The 20,505-nt window shown below is 54.9% G+C and carries 12 protein-coding genes, 3 tRNA genes and 3 rRNA genes; 13 read left to right on the plus strand and 5 right to left on the minus strand.

Annotated elements, in window-relative coordinates; genetic code table 11:
• Window positions 1–178: 178 nt before the first annotated feature.
• The 3 genes from clpB to MWU60_RS09725 all read left to right on the plus strand — a co-directional run bounded on the left by clpB (window position 179) and on the right by MWU60_RS09725 (window position 5,908).
• On the plus strand, window positions 179–2,794 hold the full coding sequence (clpB, locus tag MWU60_RS09715) for an ATP-dependent chaperone ClpB (RefSeq protein ID WP_247227072.1): 2,616 nt from the start codon (window positions 179–181) through the stop codon (window positions 2,792–2,794).
• 132 nt (window positions 2,795–2,926) lie between these two features.
• Window positions 2,927–4,210, plus strand: a complete 1,284-nt coding sequence (locus MWU60_RS09720; RefSeq protein ID WP_247227073.1) for a hypothetical protein — start codon at window positions 2,927–2,929, stop codon at window positions 4,208–4,210.
• Between the two features lie 78 nt (window positions 4,211–4,288).
• Window positions 4,289–5,908, plus strand: coding sequence for a glutamate synthase-related protein (locus MWU60_RS09725; protein WP_247227074.1), 1,620 nt, complete (start codon window positions 4,289–4,291; stop codon window positions 5,906–5,908).
• Window positions 5,909–5,966: 58 nt separating this feature from the next.
• Here the strand turns inward: MWU60_RS09725 and MWU60_RS09730 are convergent, their stop codons facing one another.
• Complete coding sequence (locus tag MWU60_RS09730) at window positions 5,967–6,443, minus strand: fasciclin domain-containing protein (RefSeq protein WP_247227075.1); 477 nt, start codon at window positions 6,441–6,443, stop codon at window positions 5,967–5,969.
• 283 nt (window positions 6,444–6,726) lie between these two features.
• Here MWU60_RS09730 and msrP point away from each other — a divergent pair, with 283 nt between their 5' ends.
• Both msrP and msrQ read left to right on the plus strand, forming a co-directional pair.
• Complete coding sequence (msrP, locus tag MWU60_RS09735) at window positions 6,727–7,623, plus strand: protein-methionine-sulfoxide reductase catalytic subunit MsrP (RefSeq protein WP_247227076.1); 897 nt, start codon at window positions 6,727–6,729, stop codon at window positions 7,621–7,623.
• Window positions 7,624–7,625: 2 nt separating this feature from the next.
• Window positions 7,626–8,243: a protein-methionine-sulfoxide reductase heme-binding subunit MsrQ gene (msrQ, locus tag MWU60_RS09740; protein WP_247227077.1), complete on the plus strand. Its 618-nt coding sequence runs from the start codon at window positions 7,626–7,628 to the stop codon at window positions 8,241–8,243.
• A 42-nt stretch (window positions 8,244–8,285) separates the two neighbouring features.
• Here the strand turns inward: msrQ and MWU60_RS09745 are convergent, their stop codons facing one another.
• Complete coding sequence (locus MWU60_RS09745) at window positions 8,286–9,056, minus strand: TylF/MycF family methyltransferase (protein ID WP_247227078.1); 771 nt, start codon at window positions 9,054–9,056, stop codon at window positions 8,286–8,288.
• Window positions 9,057–9,917: 861 nt separating this feature from the next.
• Between MWU60_RS09745 and MWU60_RS09750 the strand changes: the two genes are divergently transcribed.
• From MWU60_RS09750 to MWU60_RS09775, 6 genes are all read left to right on the plus strand, one after another.
• A 16S ribosomal RNA gene (locus tag MWU60_RS09750) occupies window positions 9,918–11,381 on the plus strand.
• 169 nt (window positions 11,382–11,550) lie between these two features.
• A tRNA-Ala gene (locus MWU60_RS09755) sits at window positions 11,551–11,626 on the plus strand.
• A gap of 27 nt (window positions 11,627–11,653) precedes the next feature.
• A tRNA-Ile gene (locus MWU60_RS09760) sits at window positions 11,654–11,730 on the plus strand.
• Between the two features lie 355 nt (window positions 11,731–12,085).
• Window positions 12,086–14,917: ribosomal RNA gene (locus tag MWU60_RS09765) — 23S ribosomal RNA — on the plus strand.
• A gap of 126 nt (window positions 14,918–15,043) precedes the next feature.
• Window positions 15,044–15,158 (plus strand): 5S ribosomal RNA (gene rrf / locus MWU60_RS09770).
• The 16S, 23S and 5S rRNA genes sit together here with 3 tRNA genes alongside, the layout of an rRNA operon.
• A gap of 69 nt (window positions 15,159–15,227) precedes the next feature.
• Window positions 15,228–15,304, plus strand: a tRNA-Met gene (locus MWU60_RS09775).
• Between the two features lie 50 nt (window positions 15,305–15,354).
• Here the strand turns inward: MWU60_RS09775 and MWU60_RS09780 are convergent.
• Window positions 15,355–16,251 (minus strand): LysR family transcriptional regulator, encoded by an 897-nt coding sequence (locus tag MWU60_RS09780; protein WP_247227079.1) that lies wholly within the window; start codon window positions 16,249–16,251, stop codon window positions 15,355–15,357.
• A 116-nt stretch (window positions 16,252–16,367) separates the two neighbouring features.
• On the opposite strand from MWU60_RS09780, the gene MWU60_RS09785 reads away from it, so the two are divergent.
• The gene (locus MWU60_RS09785) at window positions 16,368–17,906 is read left to right on the plus strand and encodes a trimethylamine methyltransferase family protein (RefSeq protein WP_247227080.1); all 1,539 of its coding nucleotides are present in this window, start codon (window positions 16,368–16,370) and stop codon (window positions 17,904–17,906) included.
• Window positions 17,907–17,915: 9 nt separating this feature from the next.
• The gene (locus MWU60_RS09790; RefSeq protein ID WP_247227081.1) at window positions 17,916–18,815 is read left to right on the plus strand and encodes an NAD(P)-dependent oxidoreductase; all 900 of its coding nucleotides are present in this window, start codon (window positions 17,916–17,918) and stop codon (window positions 18,813–18,815) included.
• On the opposite strand, the gene MWU60_RS09795 is transcribed toward MWU60_RS09790, so the two are convergent.
• Window positions 18,812–19,729, minus strand: a complete 918-nt coding sequence (locus MWU60_RS09795) for an alpha/beta hydrolase (RefSeq protein WP_247227488.1) — start codon at window positions 19,727–19,729, stop codon at window positions 18,812–18,814. The genes MWU60_RS09790 and MWU60_RS09795 overlap by 4 nt on opposite strands.
• Complete coding sequence (locus tag MWU60_RS09800; protein WP_247227082.1) at window positions 19,729–20,502, minus strand: hypothetical protein; 774 nt, start codon at window positions 20,500–20,502, stop codon at window positions 19,729–19,731. Before MWU60_RS09800 ends, MWU60_RS09795 begins: the two co-directional genes overlap by 1 nt.
• Window positions 20,503–20,505 lie beyond the last annotated feature (3 nt).

Consider the following 20,505-nt stretch of genomic DNA (forward strand, 5'->3'; position numbering starts at 1 on the left):
TTACACATGTCAAAATTGCGCGGGGAAAAATTTGTATGATCTCCCCCCGGGTGGAAAATCCGAACCGTAGCCTTGCGAGCTGTCAGCAAAATCCCCATCTAACTGTCGAGGCCCAAACAGGGATGTGCCGCCAAGCCGGGCATCCCAATGATCCGGGCGCTTAACAAAGGAGAGACCCATGAACTTAGACAAGTTCACCGAGCGGTCGCGCGGTTTCGTACAAGCCGCCCAGACGATCGCGATGCACGAAAACCACCAACGGTTTGCGCCTGAACACCTGCTTAAGGCACTAATGGATGACGAAGAAGGGTTGGCCTCCAACCTGATCACGCGCGCGGGCGGTAACCCGCAAGCGGTGTTGTCAGCCATTGATGCCAGCCTCGCCAAACTGCCCCAGGTCACTGGCGAAGGCGCGCAGGTTTATCTTGATAACATCACCGCCAAAGTGCTGGCCGAGGCTGAAAAAGTGGCCAAGAAAGCCGGCGACAGCTTTGTGCCAGTTGAGCGTTTGCTGACGGCATTGGCTTTGGTGAAGTCCAAGGCGAAAGACGCGCTGGATGCGGGTGGTGTCACTGCCCAAAACCTGAACGCCGCGATCAATGACATCCGCAAAGGCCGCACTGCCGATAGTGCCACCGCCGAAGATAGCTTTGAAGCGCTGGCAAAATACGCCCGCGACCTGACCGAGGCTGCGCGCGAAGGCAAAATCGACCCGATTATTGGCCGCGACGAAGAAATTCGCCGCGCGATGCAGGTTTTGTCACGCCGGACCAAGAATAACCCAGTCCTCATCGGTGAACCCGGTGTCGGTAAAACAGCCATCGCCGAAGGTTTGGCGCTGCGCATCATCGACGGCGATGTGCCCGAAAGCCTGCGCAACAAAAAGCTGATGGCGCTGGATATGGGGGCCTTGATCGCTGGTGCAAAATACCGCGGTGAGTTTGAGGAACGCCTGAAAGCCGTTCTGAAAGAGATCGAAGCCGCTGCTGGCGAAATCATTCTGTTCATCGACGAAATGCACACGCTTGTGGGTGCAGGTAAGGCGGATGGCGCAATGGATGCCGCCAACCTGATCAAGCCTGCGCTTGCGCGGGGTGAGCTGCACTGTGTTGGTGCCACGACTTTGGATGAGTACCGCAAGTATGTCGAAAAAGATGCGGCCTTGGCCCGTCGGTTCCAGCCGTTGATGGTTGAAGAACCAACGGTCACGGATACGGTCAGCATCTTGCGCGGCATCAAGGAAAAGTACGAACTCCACCACGGTGTCCGTATCTCCGATAGTGCCTTGGTAGCCGCCGCCACGCTGTCGCATCGCTATATCACCGACCGATTCTTGCCCGACAAAGCCATCGACCTGATGGATGAGGCAGCAAGCCGTCTGCGCATGGAAGTGGACAGCAAGCCGGAAGAACTGGATGCGCTGGATCGCCAGATCCTGCAATTGCAGATCGAATCCGAGGCGTTGAAGAAAGAGGACGATCAGGCCTCCAAGGACCGTCTGGAGAAGCTGGAGAAAGAACTGGCCGACCTGCAAGATCGCGCGTCTGAAATGACCGCGAAATGGCAGGCAGAGCGCGACAAGCTGGAAAGCACACGCGACGTGAAGGAAAAGCTGGACCGTGCGCGCGCCGAGTTGGACATCGCCAAGCGTGAAGGCAACCTCGCGAAAGCGGGTGAGCTGTCTTACGGCGTGATCCCGGAGTTGGAGCGTCTGGTGGCGCAAGTCGAAGAAGGCGACGACGACCTGATGGTCGAAGAAGCCGTGCGGCCTGAGCAAATCGCCGAAGTGGTCGAGCGGTGGACGGGTATCCCGACCTCCAAGATGCTTGAAGGCGAACGCGACAAACTGCTGCGCATGGAAGAAGAGCTTGGCAAGCGCGTGATCGGTCAGAAAACTGCTGTGCGGTCAGTGGCCAATGCCGTGCGCCGCGCCCGTGCCGGTCTGAATGACGAGAACCGGCCACTTGGCTCGTTCCTGTTCCTCGGGCCAACAGGTGTGGGTAAGACAGAGTTGACCAAGGCCGTGGCTGAATACCTCTTTGACGATGATTCAGCTATGGTCCGCATCGACATGTCAGAGTTCATGGAAAAACACGCGGTTGCCCGTCTGATTGGCGCGCCTCCGGGCTATGTTGGCTATGACGAGGGTGGTGTTCTGACCGAGGCGGTCCGTCGCCGTCCATATCAGGTCATCCTGTTCGACGAGGTCGAAAAGGCGCACCCGGATGTCTTCAACGTGCTGTTGCAGGTCCTCGACGATGGTGTGCTGACCGATGGTCAGGGCCGCACCGTGGACTTCAAGCAGACGCTGATCATCCTGACGTCGAACCTTGGGGCGCAGGCGCTCAGCCAACTGCCTGATGGTGCGGATGCATCAGAGGCCAAGCGCGATGTAATGGACGCGGTGCGTGCGCATTTCCGGCCCGAGTTCCTGAACCGTCTGGATGAGACCGTCATCTTTGACCGTCTGGCCCGCGAAGACATGGCCGGGATCGTCACGATCCAGCTTGGGTTGCTTGAAAAGCGGCTGGCGGGTCGCAACATCCACCTTGATCTGGATGAGGCCGCGCTGAAATGGCTGGCCGACGAAGGCTATGATCCTGTGTTTGGTGCAAGGCCACTGAAGCGGGTGATCCAGCGCGCGTTGCAAGACCAACTGGCCGAGATGATCCTTGCCGGTGACGTCATGGACGGTGATGCGATCAAGGTCAGCGCGGGTGTGGATGGGTTGCTGGTCGGTGACCGCGTATCATCCAGCAACCGGCAACCGCCGCAGGATGCGGTTGTACATTGATCTTGGCAGGGGCGCTCGCGGGCGCCCCGTTTGCATTGGCTGAACTCCTCAAGACTCATGCTTAAGGATTCACAGCTTTGCAAAATTCGCCTAGCGTCAGGGGACGCGAACCCCAGAATGAAGGTCCCCAAGATGCCCCGAACACTTACGCCTGTCGCGCTGCAGTCGGCTGCCCTGCAAAGCCACTTGAAAAACAGTCAGCGTATCATGCGGGTGTTTCCTGGATCGCCGGCGCAGGACATCGGCTTGAAGGTCGGGTGGTTTGTGTTGTTGGCAAAGCGCGATGCTCGCGCAGGCAGTGATCTTGAACTGCTGCGGCTGGCCCCAGACAACACTTATCTGTTCTACGACCCTCAGGCCGAGACCGCATATGAACTCACAAAGGGACCCTGGCCATTGGGCCTCACACTTACCGGCGTCGGAACACCGGGGTTCAATGATCGGATCAAGCGGCGCGATGATGTTCAAGATCAGCTTTATCAGGCCTTTGGTCGCGGAGAGCTTGATAGCTTTGCGTTGATGAAAGATGCCTTTCGCTTGGTGCTCAGTCTGCCCGGCGCAAAACTGTTGGCGCCCTTCATGAAAGAGGCGCACCAAGACAGCAGCATCGCCCGGAACCCTGACTTTGCTTCGCTGGCGTTTCTTGCGCTGTCATATCTGGCGCAGGGCAACGCGGACCGTGCGGACTTCTTTTTGGTCGCGAGCCACAACCAAATGCAAAAAAGCGGTCAGCAAAGCTTTTCTCTTTTACAGACAGCGTTGCAGTCATATATCGCGGCTCGCCTGAGTTGGGATGCCGGAGATCGTGAAAAGGGTCTGCGTTATCTTGAGGATGCATTGGCCGATGCGCCGGACTTTGAGCTTCTCTTGGATACCTATGCGATCTGGACGGATAAACCTCCACTTGTGCACAAGCCGAAATGGGTTGGTGAACCAAGCCCCATTGACTATGCCTTCAAGCAACATGATCCGTTGGGGTTTTGGCCGGACGGAGGGTTTGTCTCGCTGAAGCAGTCGCTGGCTACGCTGACCGCCGGGCAAATCCTGATCGTCGTATTGCTACCGGGATATCGGGCGAACTATTACTATAATCTTGATCTACCTGCGCTGGCTGCCTTGCATCGTTTTGATCCGTCCCGAATTGCCCAGATTCATGTGATCAGTGACAGCACCTACATGCTCTCGCCAGAGCATCGCGCCGAGGCAGAAGGCATTGCATATGCGAATGCTTTGCCGATCCACTTTCTTGATGGCAACCAAGCGGGCGGTTGGAAGCAGTCGCTGAACGATCTTTCCAATCAATTGGGCATTTATCGCGCACCAACCTGTTTGGTCTTAGACAAAGACGGCGTGGTGCTTTCCAACGGATTGTTCGCTGACGAAAGCGCCTATTGGGATGCCATTGCAAGGCTGTGACGGTGCTATTTTGATCCTTGGCTAGCCCGAAAACCCGATCCGTGCTTTGGTGTACCCAAAGCCACGTAGGGGACAGCCATGAACAAGACCAAAGTCGCCAGCCTCAGCCAGCTACCAGACCGCAATCCGCAGTACGCGCTGGTGGGCGAGGTTGATCTGGTTGTTGTCCGATTTGATGATGAAATCTCGGTCTTTTACGGGCGCTGCCTGCACCGCGGTGCGCTGATGTCCGACGGCTTCGTGCGGGGCAAGGACTTGATCTGCGGGGTCCACAACTGGGATTACCGCCTGGATACAGGGGTGTCGGCCTACAACAATGAAGAGGTGCTGCCCAAGTTCAATTCATGGGTGGAGGGCGATGACATCCTCGTTGACGCGGATGAGGTCGCGGCATGGGCCGAGGATAATCCGCAACCCTATAACCGCGACGCCTATATGGGGCTTTATGCCGACCATTCCGGCGGGGCGGCCGAGGAACCATACACAAAGCTGATCCAGCAATACGCCCGCGATGGCCTGTCCAAAACCGGACATCACGGCAAGGTCGATGCAATGGGGGTGCCGCGTCATGAATTGCCCGATTGGGACGATATTCAACTGCTGACCGCGCAGTTGCACAAAGCCCCGCTGCTGGATGATCAACCGGTGGGCACGGACGTCGTGATCGGGCCAAACGCGCAGAAACCGCTGCGTTTGAAGATCCCGCTCTTTGTGTCGGACATGTCTTTCGGCGCGCTTTCCGAACCTGCGAAAGTGGCATTGGCGATGGGGGCCGAGATGGCGGGCACAGGCATCTGTTCCGGTGAAGGCGGGATGCTGCCGGAAGAGCAAGAGGCGAACAGCCGCTATTTCTATGAACTTGCCTCGGGCCGTTTTGGTTTTGCATGGGAAAAGCTGGATAAGGTGCAGGCGTTTCACTTCAAAGGCGGGCAGGGGGCCAAGACCGGAACGGGCGGGCATTTGCCGGGCCATAAGGTGAATGGCAAGATCGCCGAGGTGCGCGGACTGGACGAAGGGCAGGATGCGATTTCGCCGCCGCGCTTCCCCGAATGGACCAAGCCATCTCAGATTAAGGCGTTTGCTGACGAAGTACGCAATCGAACCGGTGGTATCCCCATCGGCTACAAACTGTCGGCCCAGCATATCGAGAAGGATATTGATGCCGCACTGGAAGTTGGCGTTGACTATGTGATCCTTGACGGGCGGGGCGGTGGGACTGGTGCGGCCCCGATTATCTTCCGCGATAACATCTCTGTCCCGACGATCCCGGCATTGGCACGGGCGCGGCGGCATCTTGATACGTTGGGGCGGCAGGATGTGTCGCTGATCATCACTGGTGGTCTACGCAAACCGGCAGACTTTATCAAAGCCTTGGCGATGGGGGCGGATGCGATTGCCGTTTCAAACGCGGCGATGCAGGCGATCGGCTGTATCGCGATGCGCGCATGTCACACAAACAACTGCCCCGTCGGGATTGCCTCGCAACGCCCCGAACTGGCCAGCCGGGTGATCGTTGAAAGCTCTGCCAGGCAACTGGCGAATTTCTTTGAGGCGAGCGTAGAGTTGATGCAAGTGATGGCGCGGGCTTGCGGGCATGATCACCTGTCGAAATTCAACGGGGCGGACCTGACCACCTGGAAGCGTGAAATGGCAGATCTGTCCGGCGTGCCATTCGGGGGCCTTGGGGTCAGGACCTAGCCAATAAAAAGCCCCGACCAGCAGGCCGGGGCTTTCCGATCAAACCTGACAGCAGCCTTTAGCTTGCGGGCAGGATCACTGCGTCGATGACGTGGATAACGCCGTTTGACGCTTCGATGTCAGCGGTCACAACGTTTGCGCCGTCAACCATCACGCCGCCTTCGGTCATGATTGTTACGTCCGCGCCGTTCACTGTTGTTGCCATCATTTCGTTGGACAGGTCAGTGGACATCACTTTGCCGGGGACCACGTGGTAGGTCAGGATGGCAGCCAGCGCTTCTGGATCAGCCAAAAGGCCTTCGACTGTGCCTTCGGGCAGTGCTGCGAAAGCTTCGTCCGTTGGTGCGAAGACTGTGAAAGGACCTTCGCCTTTCAGTGTCTCAACCAGACCTGCGGCCTCAACAGCGGCGACCAGCGTTGTGAAGGTCCCTGCTTCGACGGCGGTATCAACGATGTCTTTTGAGTGTCCGCCAGCGAAAGCGGATGTAGCGAAAACCGCGGTTGTTGTCAGTGCGATAAAAGTTCTGCGTAGCATTTAGTAGTCTCCCAGATTTTAAGGAATGCCTTTTCTTTGGCATCGCACTTTATACGGGGTCGTTGTGCCTTGGATCATGGGGGATGTTTGCCTATGCGACTTGACGAAAATCGCATATCGCCTAAGCCTGCGTATTTGCCAGTTTCCAGTCACAGCTGCGTGAAAAATCGTGATTGATCTGCCCTGATTTTGGAACATTTCATCGTTCTGGCGGCAACGTGAAACATCTTTCAGAAGTTCTCACCTATATGATCGTTAGAATCGAAATGAACGGAGAGCCACAATGGCATATCGCTGGACCAACACCCTGACGCAGGCTGACGTGACACCCAAGGCCGCATATCTCAATCGCCGCCAAATTTTGGCGGGTACGGTTGGTCTGGGTGCCATTGGCCTCGCCGGCCGTGCCAACGCGCAAGAGCTTGAGCCAAACACGCTGGAAGAGATCACCAGCTACAACAACTTTTATGAGTTCGGCACGGGCAAGAACGATCCTGCACAGAACGCCCATCAGTTGGTGACATCCCCATGGTCCATCAAAGTGGACGGTATGGTAGATAACCCCGGTGACTATGCTTTGGATGATCTGCTGGCAGGCTTGTCGGTTGAAGACCGCCTGTACCGCTTCCGCTGCGTTGAAGCATGGTCGATGGTGATCCCATGGAACGGGATTGAGCTGGCCGATATCCTGAATAAGGTCGGTGTGCAGTCCGGTGCGAAATACGTGGCCTTTGAAACGGTCGTTCAGCCAGAGAACATGATCGGCGTGCAGCGCCGCGTTCTGGACTTCCCTTATGTCGAAGGTCTGCGCCTGGATGAGGCGATGCACCCGCTCACCATTATGGCGACCGGAATTTATGATGAACCGATTGCAAACCAGAACGGCGCGCCGATCCGTCTGGTTGTGCCGTGGAAGTATGGGTTCAAGTCAATCAAGTCGATCGTGCGCATCACGCTGACCGATCAGGAACCGCCAACCAGTTGGAACATCGCAAATCCTCGCGAGTATGGCTTCTATAGTAATGTGAACCCAACCGTGGATCACCCGCGCTGGAGCCAGGCAACCGAGCGCCGCATTGGTGGTGGCCTGTTCGCATCGCGTCAGGACACGCTGATGTTTAATGGCTATCCTGAAGTGGCGCCGCTTTATGAAGGCCAAGATCTGACAGTGGACATCTAAAAATGGCGGTTGCTCAAGCCATCAATGGCGGTCTGCGCCGCCTCCCAGCGTGGACTATATATATAGTCGGTGCCGCTTATGCGGTTTGGGAGTTTTGGCGCGCCCTCAACCAGATCGGCCCGTATCTGGTCGAACCGATCAATGTGCTTGAGCGCGCTTATGGTGAGATTGCCCTGATCCTGATGGTTGTGGGTCTGATGGTGACCCCGCTGCGTCAGTGGACGGGTGTGAACCTGATCAAGTTTCGCCGGGCCATTGGGGTGACGGCGTTCTTGTTTGTCCTCGCCCATTTCCTTGTCTTTGCCATCCTGGATGTCCAAAGCGTCAGTCGCGTTTGGACAGAGATCGTGAAGCGACCTTATGTGACAGTCGGCATGGCGGCATTCTTGATGCTGATCCCGTTGGCTGTGACATCTAACAACCTGTCAGTGCGCAAGATGGGGTCGGCAGCCTGGCGCAAGATGCACAAGCTGACCTATCCGGCGGCGATCCTTGGGGCGATACATTATCTATGGCTTGTAAAAGGCTTTCAGCTCGAGCCGATCATTTATCTGGTGGTGATCCTGGGCCTTCTGGCGACAAGATTGAACTGGCAGGAAAAGCGGCGCGCAGCTATGTGACGCCGAAAAGCTGATTAATTGCCAAACTGCTTGGCCGACAGTTCACTCAACACGAACAAGAGCAACGTTTGGACCATCTTCCAGCCGGTAGTTTGGATGATTTTGCAGGAATTCCGTTGTCGCTGTTTTGCAGCCATCATAGTGGTGATAGTCATCAAGAAGGATGATTGTGCCGACAGATGAGCGCGCGTCTATCTCACTCAAGCAGAGCTTTACCGGATCGTACCAGTCACAGTCGACATGAGCGAATGCAATGGTTGTTTGCGGGAAGCTGGCAAGGGTGTTCTCGAATAAGCCGCGATGAAGTTGCACGCCAGCGCCGTCAACGGGAATGCCGTGTTTGTCGAACGCGCGGCAGACATCGCCATAAAGATCTGACCGGTAACCGTAGTATTCCTGACCACCAATTCCGACAGACTGTTTTGATGCAATAACCTCATAGCGGGCCTTCGCGCCGTCACCATCTTTGTCGGATGTGGGGGCAGGTATCATGTCAAACACGTCAAAGCCGTGAAATTGTCGCTGTTCTAGTCGCGCCTGCTTTGCCAAAAGAATGGCAGAGCCGCCGAGCGCCACGCCAAACTCCATCAGGCAACCATCAGTCGTTTTCATTGCGCGGAGCGCCAAACGTTCAAGCCGACGTATCTTTGGTGGATGAAGATAGGTCAGCTTGTCCGCCCGCACGGCTTTTGCATCGGCGCTTAGGAGGACCTTGTATAGTAGTGCTGATGCTTTCTTCTTAAGCCGTGCCAGTAGTTTCATCTTAGACCCATCCCCATATCGCTGATGATCGCCCATAGGACTGGTCAGCATTTGGCGTCTTTAAGACACCGATTGGTTAGGGGTGCAAGCATCCGTCCAAAGCGCTGCGCAGTGTCTTGGGTCAAAAGGAACCAGCCGACTAGGGGTGGTGCAACAGCTTGATTCACTGACCCGGCAGCAAAACTGCCGGGTCTTTGCGTTCTGAGGAGGAGAATCGCGATGAATCTTGATGCCAAACTGACACCTGTCCCCTTAACAAAGGATGAATCGATGCGATTCAGGTCAATTTGTGGCGCTGAGTCCCCCTGAGTCTATGCGAGTCTTGTGGGGGACTCTGTGGATAACCCCAAATATGGTATGTTCTGTTTCTATTCCGCCTAAGAAAATTGCGATATGACCTAGGGTAGACGTATCGAAATTGCGCTAAACCCCTTAAAACATAGGAAAAATAGGGTTTGTCATAAAAAATGCATTTTTCTCGAAAAAAGGGGTTGCGGGTACCAGCCACTAACCGTAGAACCCCCCTCACCGGCGGCGCTAACAAGCACCAACGGGGCGCCAGACGGGCCACACGGCAACGAGACGCAAGACTAAAAACAGAGATAATACAGGCCAGGCGCGCCAGAAAGTTACGGCGCATCTAGTTCTTTTTTGTCTCTACGCTGTTTGAAATTGATATATCTGAAGAGATATGTGGGCGGTTTGGTTCAGTTCGATGGATCAGACGTCTGTATATCAACGCTCTTAGAACTTCGGTTCGATTATAGAGTGTCAGCTTCACTGTTTGGACGGCTTCCAGTTATCTTTGATAACTGAAGCACGATAAACAGAGAAAACGCCATTTGGTTTCAGTAAGGCCAAGTGGTGATGTGCAGAGGTTCGAACGTCAAGGTTAGCATCGCAAGATGCTTTCAACTTGAGAGTTTGATCCTGGCTCAGAACGAACGCTGGCGGCAGGCCTAACACATGCAAGTCGAGCGCACTCTTCGGAGTGAGCGGCGGACGGGTTAGTAACGCGTGGGAATATACCCTTCACTACGGAATAGCCTCGGGAAACTGAGAGTAATACCGTATACGCCCTTCGGGGGAAAGATTTATCGGTGAAGGATTAGCCCGCGTCTGATTAGATAGTTGGTGGGGTAACGGCCTACCAAGTCTACGATCAGTAGCTGGTTTGAGAGGATGATCAGCAACACTGGGACTGAGACACGGCCCAGACTCCTACGGGAGGCAGCAGTGGGGAATCTTAGACAATGGGCGAAAGCCTGATCTAGCCATGCCGCGTGAGTGACGAAGGCCTTAGGGTCGTAAAGCTCTTTCGCCAGAGATGATAATGACAGTATCTGGTAAAGAAACCCCGGCTAACTCCGTGCCAGCAGCCGCGGTAATACGGAGGGGGTTAGCGTTGTTCGGAATTACTGGGCGTAAAGCGTACGTAGGCGGATTGGAAAGTAGGGGGTGAAATCCCAGGGCTCAACCCTGGAACTGCCTCCTAAACTATCAGTCTAGAGTTCGAGAGAGGTGAGTGGAATTCCAAGTGTAGAGGTGAAATTCGTAGATATTTGGAGGAACACCAGTGGCGAAGGCGGCTCACTGGCTCGATACTGACGCTGAGGTACGAAAGTGTGGGGAGCAAACAGGATTAGATACCCTGGTAGTCCACACCGTAAACGATGAATGCCAGACGTCGGGGGGCTTGCCCTTCGGTGTCACACCTAACGGATTAAGCATTCCGCCTGGGGAGTACGGTCGCAAGATTAAAACTCAAAGGAATTGACGGGGGCCCGCACAAGCGGTGGAGCATGTGGTTTAATTCGAAGCAACGCGCAGAACCTTACCAACCCTTGACATCCTTGGACCGCCAGAGAGATCTGGTTTTCTCGTAAGAGACCAAGTGACAGGTGCTGCATGGCTGTCGTCAGCTCGTGTCGTGAGATGTTCGGTTAAGTCCGGCAACGAGCGCAACCCACATCCTTAGTTGCCAGCAGTTCGGCTGGGCACTCTAGGGAAACTGCCCGTGATAAGCGGGAGGAAGGTGTGGATGACGTCAAGTCCTCATGGCCCTTACGGGTTGGGCTACACACGTGCTACAATGGCATCTACAGTGAGTTAATCTCCAAAAGATGTCTCAGTTCGGATTGGGGTCTGCAACTCGACCCCATGAAGTCGGAATCGCTAGTAATCGCGTAACAGCATGACGCGGTGAATACGTTCCCGGGCCTTGTACACACCGCCCGTCACACCATGGGAGTTGGTTCTACCCGACGACGCTGCGCTAACCCTTCGGGGAGGCAGGCGGCCACGGTAGGATCAGCGACTGGGGTGAAGTCGTAACAAGGTAGCCGTAGGGGAACCTGCGGCTGGATCACCTCCTTTCTAAGGATGTTCCTAGCAGCATGAACTTGTTCATACTCGTGGAACACTTAGCAGTCGGCAAACAAAGCCGGCATATTCAGGCACTTCCTCTTTCCTTGGAAGTGACCTAGAGCCAGGCCGTCCTCATATCTCTTCAGTTAGCAGTTTCGCATCGGCGGAACTCACCTATGGGGCGTTAGCTCAGCTGGGAGAGCACCTGCTTTGCAAGCAGGGGGTCATCGGTTCGATCCCGATACGCTCCACCATTTGAAGTCTCTGACTTCAACCTAGTTGGGTCGGTAGCTCAGGTGGTTAGAGCGCACGCCTGATAAGCGTGAGGTCGGAGGTTCAAGTCCTCCTCGACCCACCAACAACTTCAAAAGCCAGTTAGACCGTTAAACAGCATTGCTGTTTTGCCGTCCAACTGGACGACTTGATCTTCGGATCATTTGACATCGTTTAGAGAGATACAAAACATCAGAATAGATGTTGAACCCGCGTAAGGGATCAACAGCTGACGTGAGGTTCCGCATGGAGCCATTGACCGTCACGCAAATCTATTTTGTTCCAAGTCAAGTACACTAACCGGAGTAGTAGTAATACTACTCGAACAGTGTTTGTTGCGAACCAGCGGCAAGCACTGCAATGTATGCATTTTGATTAAGGGCCCATTGAACTTTACAAAAGGGTGGGCCCACAGAAGCAGTCTGACTGTTTCTGGATCAAATCAAGCGCGAAAAGGGCGTTTGGTGGATGCCTTGGCAGTAAGAGGCGATGAAAGACGTGATACTCTGCGATAAGCCATGGGGAGCTGAGAATAAGCTTTGATCCATGGATTTCTGAATGGGGCAACCCACCTGATACTTTGTTATTATTATCCTTCGGGGTGATTAATAATGAGGTAAAACAGGTATTTTTAACCTGAATACATAGGGTTAAAAAAGCAAACCCGGGGAACTGAAACATCTAAGTACCCGGAGGAAAGGAAATCAATAGATACTCCCCTAGTAGCGGCGAGCGAACGGGGACCAGCCGAGCTGTGAGTGTGATTAGAATGGTCTGGAATGGCCAACCATAGTGGGTGACAGTCCCGTATAAGAAGCATGATCAGACGTATTAAGTAGGGCGGAACACGTGAAATTCTGTCTGAACATCGGAGGACCACCTTCGAAGGCTAAGTACTCCTTACTGACCGATAGCGAACCAGTACCGTGAGGGAAAGGTGAAAAGCACCCCGACGAGGGGAGTGAAACAGTACCTGAAACCGAACGCCTACAATCAGTTGGAGGGCCCTTGCGGCCTGACAGCGTACCTTTTGTATAATGGGTCATCGACTTAGTGTATCTAGCAAGCTTAAGCCGTTAGGTGTAGGCGCAGCGAAAGCGAGTCTTAATAGGGCGATTGAGTTAGATGCATTAGACCCGAAACCGAGTGATCTAGGCATGTCCAGGATGAAGGTAAGGTAACACTTACTGGAGGTCCGAACCCACACCTGTTGAAAAAGGTCGGGATGAGGTGTGCCTAGGGGTGAAAGGCCAATCAAACTCGGAGATAGCTGGTTCTCTGCGAAATCTATTTAGGTAGAGCGTCGGACGAATACCCTCGGGGGTAGAGCACTGAATGGGTAATGGGGGCCCACAGCCTTACTGATCCTAATCAAACTCCGAATACCGAGGAGTAATATCCGGCAGACACACAGCGGGTGCTAACGTCCGTTGTGGAGAGGGAAACAACCCTGACCTACGACTAAGGCCCCTAATTCATGGCTAAGTGGGAAAGCAGGTGGGACGACCAAAACAACCAGGAGGTTGGCTTAGAAGCAGCCATCCTTTAAAGATAGCGTAACAGCTCACTGGTCTAAATAAGTTGTCCTGCGGCGAAGATGTAACGGGGCTCAAGCCATGAGCCGAAGTCTAGGATGCAATTTATTGCATGGTAGCAGAGCGTAGTGTGACATAATTCCATGCGTCCTTAACCTCTTTCGGGGGGTATTGGACGCAAGGAATTTTCTGTGAAGCCGGCCTGTGAGGGATCCGGTGGAGAGATCACTAGTGAGAATGATGACATGAGTAGCGACAAAGGGAGTGAGAGACTCCCTCGCCGAAAATCCAAGGGTTCCTGCTTAAAGCTAATCTGAGCAGGGTAAGCCGACCCCTAAGACGAGGCCGAAAGGCGTAGTCGATGGGAACCAGGTTAATATTCCTGGGCCAGGAGATGGTGACGGATCATGAAGATTGTTGGATCAGGCGTAGTTGCCCCAGCAGTTAATTGGTTCCTGGAAATAGCCCTCCATAAGATCGTACCCTAAACCGACACAGGTGGATAGGTAGAGAATACCAAGGCGCTTGAGAGAACCACATTTAAGGAACTCGGCAAAATACCTCCGTAAGTTCGCGAGAAGGAGGCCCGTTCAGAAGGCAACTTTTGGGCGGGGGCACAAACCAGGGGGTGGCGACTGTTTACTAAAAACACAGGGCTCTGCGAAGTCGCAAGACGACGTATAGGGTCTGACGCCTGCCCGGTGCCTGAAGGTTAAAAGGAGGAGTGCAAGCTCCGAATTGAAGCCCAGGTAAACGGCGGCCGTAACTATAACGGTCCTAAGGTAGCGAAATTCCTTGTCGGGTAAGTTCCGACCTGCACGAATGGCGTAACGACTTCCCCGCTGTCTCAAATGTGGACTCAGCGAAATTGAATTTCCTGTCAAGATGCAGGATACCCGCGGTTAGACGGAAAGACCCCATGCACCTTTACTATAGCTTCGCATTGGCATCAGGCACAGTATGTGCAGGATAGGTGGTGGGCTTTGAAACCGGAACGCCAGTTTCGGTGGAGCCTCCCTTGAGATACCACCCTTATTCTGCTTGATGTCTAACCGCGGCCCGTTATCCGGGTCCGGGACCCTGCGTGGTGGGTAGTTTGACTGGGGCGGTCGCCTCCCAAATTGTAACGGAGGCGCGCGAAGGTTGGCTCAGAGCGGTCGGAAATCGCTCGTTGAGTGCAATGGCAGAAGCCAGCCTGACTGCGAGACTGACAAGTCGAGCAGAGTCGAAAGACGGCCATAGTGATCCGGTGGTCCCGAGTGGAAGGGCCATCGCTCAACGGATAAAAGGTACGCTGGGGATAACAGGCTGATGGTGCCCAAGAGTCCATATCGACGGCACCGTTTGGCACCTCGATGTCGGCTCATCTCATCCTGGGGCTGGAGCAGGTCCCAAGGGTACGGCTGTTCGCCGTTTAAAGAGGTACGTGAGCTGGGTTTAGAACGTCGTGAGACAGTTCGGTCCCTATCTTCCGTGGGTGTAGGATATTTGAGAAGAGTTGCCCCTAGTACGAGAGGACCGGGGTGAACGATCCACTGGTGGATCAGTTGTCGACTACGGCAGTGCTGAGTAGCTATGATCGGACAGGATAACCGCTGAAGGCATCTAAGCGGGAAGCCCCCTTCAAAACAAGATATCCCTGAGAGCCGAGGTAGACCACCTCGTCGATAGGCCAGAGATGTAAGCGCTGTAAGGCGTTCAGTTGACTGGTACTAATTGCTCGATAGGCTTGATTTGATCCAGTAATAGTAAGACTGGAAAAAATCAAAGTTCATACACACACAATCATCAGTATACGATGATATCTGGAACAACGATTGCATGCGGTGCATGCAAGGCTGATGTTTTGTACTTCTTTTTTGGTTTGGTGATCATAGCGCGAGCAAAACACCCGATCCCATCCCGAACTCGGCAGTTAAGTGCCGCAGCGCTGATGGTACTGCGTCTTAAGGCGTGGGAGAGTAAGTCATTGCCAAACCTAATAAGAAGTACAATTTATCTCTCTATCGATGCACCTCAATTCGACATTCTGAGGTGCGCTTTTTGGCGCGGGATGGAGCAGCCCGGTAGCTCGTCAGGCTCATAACCTGAAGGTCGTAGGTTCAAATCCTACTCCCGCAACCAAATCACCAAGTCCGACACAAAAGCAAACGCCCATTGGGCGTTTTTTGCGTTTATTCCTTTTTGCGCACTCTGCCCACGACACGGTCCCGCCGCCTATCTGGCGTTTTAGGTGTGTATTGGCCATGGAGAATACGGATCAGCTTACGATAGGCTGCCCGATGTCGGTTACGTAGGTTTACGCCCGCAAAAACCGGTTGATGAATGACGGGTGCGCCGGCGACATGGGCACATACTTTTGATGCGACCAGCGCTTTTGCCGAATGCTCTAACACATAGCCGCTCCCTGATAGTGATGTCAGCAAATCGACCATGGCCGCATTTTGCCCAATCGACAACGACACATGGGTGAGAGCCGGAAGCAGTGCTGCATGTGCGTGCGCAAATGCCGGAGAGTAGTTGGCAAGGATATAGCTGGCGGGGTCGATCTTGGACAGATCCTCGCATTCGGTCGATACCATGACGTAGCGCACGTCGCCCAGCGTCTGAAAATGCAGGTCGGGCTGCTGTCGCGGTGAGTAAAGGACCGCAATGTCCTGCGCCCCCGACATCAGATCAGCGCACATTTGCGTCGAATAGTCCGCCTCGACCAAAAACGCCGTATCCGGTAACACATCCCGAAACGCGCCAATCAATCGGTTCATTTCAAGACTGACCAGATCATGCTGCAGGCCAATGCGCATTGTCACGCCAGCCATGGCCGTGTCGCGGGTTGCGTTCAGCGCCGTGATCCAATTGTGGCGCAGACTACGGGCGTGCGGTTCAAACCGTAGCCCTTGCGTGGTCAGTGCGGTCCCGGCACGTGATCGTTGAAACAGCCTGACACCAACCGCCGCCTCCAGCGATTTGATCCGACCTGACACCGTTGATTGGGTGACGCCTAACCGTTCGGCGGTTTGGTTAAAGCTCTTGGTCTCACAGAGGTCCAGAAAGGTGTCGATCAGTTCCATTTGCATATCCTTAGACTGCACTAATCGGCTACTCCGATCAATAATGACCGGACCTGCGGATTGATCAGAGGTGAAGAGGCGAGAATACTACTTTCCAGCAGAGCGGAGGCTGCCCCATGACAGAACCACGAAAAAGAACAGGTCGTAGCGGTGGGCGTGCCGCACGTGTCGCATTGCGCAGTGCGCCTTTGTCCGAAGATCTGCGCCCGGTTCGCCCGGGATTACCGGGCGGTCAGTACAAACCGCTTACTGATGCTGATGTCACGCGGATCCATCATGCCGCCCTTGATGCACTTGAACAGATTGGTTTGTCACAAGCGCCGCCCTCTGGGGTTGAAATCCTGACCAAAGCTGGTGCCATTCTGGGCGATGACGGGCGCATCCGGTTCCCGCGTGCTTTGGTGGAAGACATGCTTGCGAAAGCTGCACGTAATATCACCCTATGTGGCCGTGAGGAAAAATATGATTTGCATCTGACCGGATCCAACGTTCATTTTGGAACAGCTGGCGCCGCAGTTCATGTGGTTGACCTGGAAACCAACACTTACCGCGATAGCACTGCACAAGACCTGCATAATGCAGCGAAAATAACGCATGCTCTTGATAACGTACATTTCTTCCAGCGGGCGATGGTCGCCCGTGATATCCCTGACAACCTTGAAATGGACCTTAACACAATCTACGCCTGCTGTGCTGGCACGACCAAGCATATTGGCACGTCCTTTGATGACCCCAGCCATGTCGCACCCGCTATTGAACTCTTGCACCGTCTGGCCGGGGGCGAAGACGCATGGCGTGCGCGCCCTTTCGTGTCCAATTCGAACTGCTTTGTGGTGCCACCCATGAAGTTTGCCGAGGAAAGCTGCCGGTCGATGGAGGCCTGCATTCGCGCCGGTATGCCGGTGCTGCTGCTGTCGGCCGGACAAGCGGGGGCAACAGCGCCCGCGCCCATCGCATTGGCGATCGTGCAGGCAGTGGCGGAATGCCTTGCCGGGGTCGTTTATGTGAACGCCATGGCGCCAGGACACACCGCGGTCTTTGGGACATGGCCGTTTGTATCTGACTTGCGCACCGGGGCGATGTCCGGTGGGTCCGCTGAACAGGCACTCCTGACGGCGGGCTGCGCGCAGATGCATCGGTTCTATGATATCCCGGGTGGCGCTGCCGCTGGTATCTCGGATGCGAAATTGCCCGACATGCAGGCAGGCTGGGAAACTGGCATCACCAATGTGCTTGCTGGTCTCTCAGGCCTCAACATGGCGTATGAGGCCGTTGGTATGCATGCCTCGCTCTTGGGGTTCTGCCTTGAATCGCTGGTGTTGGGCGATGACGTGATCGGGCAAGTCTTGCGCACCGTCCGCGGTATCGACGTGACCGAAGACAGCACCTCGATTGAGGCGATGAAAGCCGTTTGTCTTGACGGCCCCGGTCACTACCTAGGGTCCGATCAAACGCTTGAATTGATGCAGACTGAATACATCTACCCCACCTTGGGTAACCGGATGAGCCCAAAGGAATGGAACGAAGCGGACCGTCCAATGCTTCTTGATCAGGCGATCAAGCGGAAGAACGAAATCCTGGACAACGCGCAGATCAAGTTTGATCCTGCCTTTGATGCCGCCATCCGCGCGGATTATAACATCTACTTCGAATAGGAAAATCCAATGCACTACGGATATATCGGCCAGGGCAATCTTGGGGCGAATTGCGCCGCATGCTTGCTGCGCGCGGGGATGGATGTGACGGTGACCGACATCAACAAAGAGGCCGCCGCTGGCGCACTTGCTCTGGGTGCACGCTGGGTTGATACACCCGCAGAACTCGCGGCCAACGTCGATCATGTGATCACATGCCTGCCGTCGCCCGCCGTTTCCGAGGCAGTATCAGCGGAAATGCTGCCCGCGATGCGTACGAGCGCGCATTGGATCGAAATGTCCACTTTGGGCCGCGAAGAGGTGTTGGCATTCGCACAAAAGGCCGCGCAACATGAGGTGCGGATGATGGAATTGCCTGTGACCGGCGGGGTGCATCTGGCTGCCCAAGGCAACATCACGATGCTGGCGGGCGGCGATAATGATATGTTTGATTTGCACCTGCCCGCGCTACAAGCGATGGGCAATCAGGTGTTTCACATGGGCCCGCTGGGGTCTGCGTCGATTATCAAGGTGATCACCAATATGCTCGCCTTCATTCATTTGAAAGCTTGCGGTGAGGCCTTGATGCTTGCCAAGCGCGGCGGTCTTGATCTGGGGCAGGCGTGGCATGCGATCAAAGCGTCGTCGGGGACGTCATTCGTGCATGAAACCGAAGGCGCGCTTGTCCTCAATGGATCATATGACGTGGCCTTCAACATTGATCTGGCGCTGAAGGACCTTGGATTTGCGATGGGTTTTGGGCGAGAGTTTGAGGTGCCGCTCGAACTCGCTGCGGCAACTGAACAAACCTATGTCGCGGCGCGCGCGGCCTACGGCGGCGATGCGCAATCGCCGATGATTGTGAAATTATTGGAAGACTTGTTGGATACAGACCTGCGGGCGGACGGCTTTCCCGCGCGACTGACCTAAGCCAGCGCCTTGGCAAAGAACGGCTGCCATGCGTCCAACACTTTGTCGGGGTGCTGTTCGGCTAGATAATGCCCGCCTGGCAGTGCCCAACCCGTAACGTTTTCTGCCCGCTCTTTCCACAGTGCAAGACAATCAAAATGCGCTTCAATCGCCCCATCTTTTCCCCAAAGGGCAAGCAATGGCATCACAAGCTTGGTAGGATCGGCATCATCATGGGCAATGTCGATCGTTGCGGCGGCACGGTAGTCTTCGCACGCGCCGTGAATGGCGGCAGGCGTGCTAAAGCAGCTCAGATATTCATCCAGCGCTTGTTGGACGAAGGGCGTCAAACCAGCTTTTCCGACACCACATTTCTTCAACCAAAAGAAAGCAGGGTCGGCCTCTATCAGATGTTCGGGGAATGGATGAGGTAGGGTCAGCCAGTACCAGTGCCAGTAGGTATGGGCAAAGGCGCTATCCGCTTCGCGGTACATCTCGCGCGTGGGGGCGATGTCCAAAGTTGAAAGCGCTATCACCCGATCAGGATGATCTGCGGCCAGCCGGTGGGCAACCCGACCACCACGATCGTGTGCGCCGATCAGAAAACGGTCATGACCCAGGTAATCCATCAAAGCGATGACATCTCCGGCCATCGCCCGTTTGGAATAGGGGCTGTGCGTGGCATCTGTGGTCGGTTTCAGCGAACGCCCGTAACCGCGCAAATCAGGGCAGATGACTTGATAGGTCTGGGCCAGAACCGGGGCAACGGCATGCCACATCGCTGACGTCTGAGGATAGCCGTGCAGCAAAACCAAAGGTGGGCCTTTGCCTGCGATCCGATAAAACACCGGTCCATCGGCAGTGTCCAAAGTGCCTTCTTGAAACCCGTTAAAGAAGTGCGGCGCAGGCCGTGCGGATGCAGCAGCGGGATGCATCAGGTAAAGATACGCTGCCACGATGATTGCATGCGGCCAAACTGATCGGACTGATAGGCGATCAACGCAAGGTCCTTTTCATATACGGCCACAGCCGCAGATGCACCTTCTTCAAGCGCACCATCAAGGGTGATCAGTTGCGGGCCGTCCTCACCGCTAAGCGCTTTCTTATGTGTCTTGCGAAAATCCTCCATCTGGGATTTCCATATTGCTTTCAAAGCTTTGATTTCGCCAGAGGTTGCCACGACTTCACCTTGCCTGATGTGCAGCAACGATGAGAACGCAGTCGCATTCGCCGTCAAAAACCGCTCCATTGGTGGCTTTGGTGCTTCGTCAAGATCGACTTGCCAGAGGTCAGAGAGACCAACGGCCGATATACCGCGTTCACCGGTCTGTCCAAAAGGTTCTGGTGCATAGTTGCGGACGGTCAAGCGATCCGCATCGCCGCACAATTCATGTAACAGGTCATGGGCCGCCTGCACCGTACCCGGTTCTTCGCGGGACAATGATTGGCCGATGACATTGGATTTCTTGTCGGGCGTCACACTGAGAATACCGCGCAAACGGCGGCCAGAGGCAATCAGATTGATCGTCGTACCAGCGCTTTCCAGCGCAAGCTTTCGTTCCAGTACGGTGTCATCCACTTCGCGCAGGATCGCCGCAAGCGGCGCAGGTGTACCCCCTTCAGAGATGACGCGCGCACCGGCGTCGAACACTTCGTCATTTGACGCAAGTTCCGCGAGTTTTTTTGCCAAAGCGTTAAAATCGCTCATAAG

Source organism: Yoonia sp. F2084L (genome assembly GCF_023015625.1).
GTDB lineage: Bacteria > Pseudomonadota > Alphaproteobacteria > Rhodobacterales > Rhodobacteraceae > Yoonia.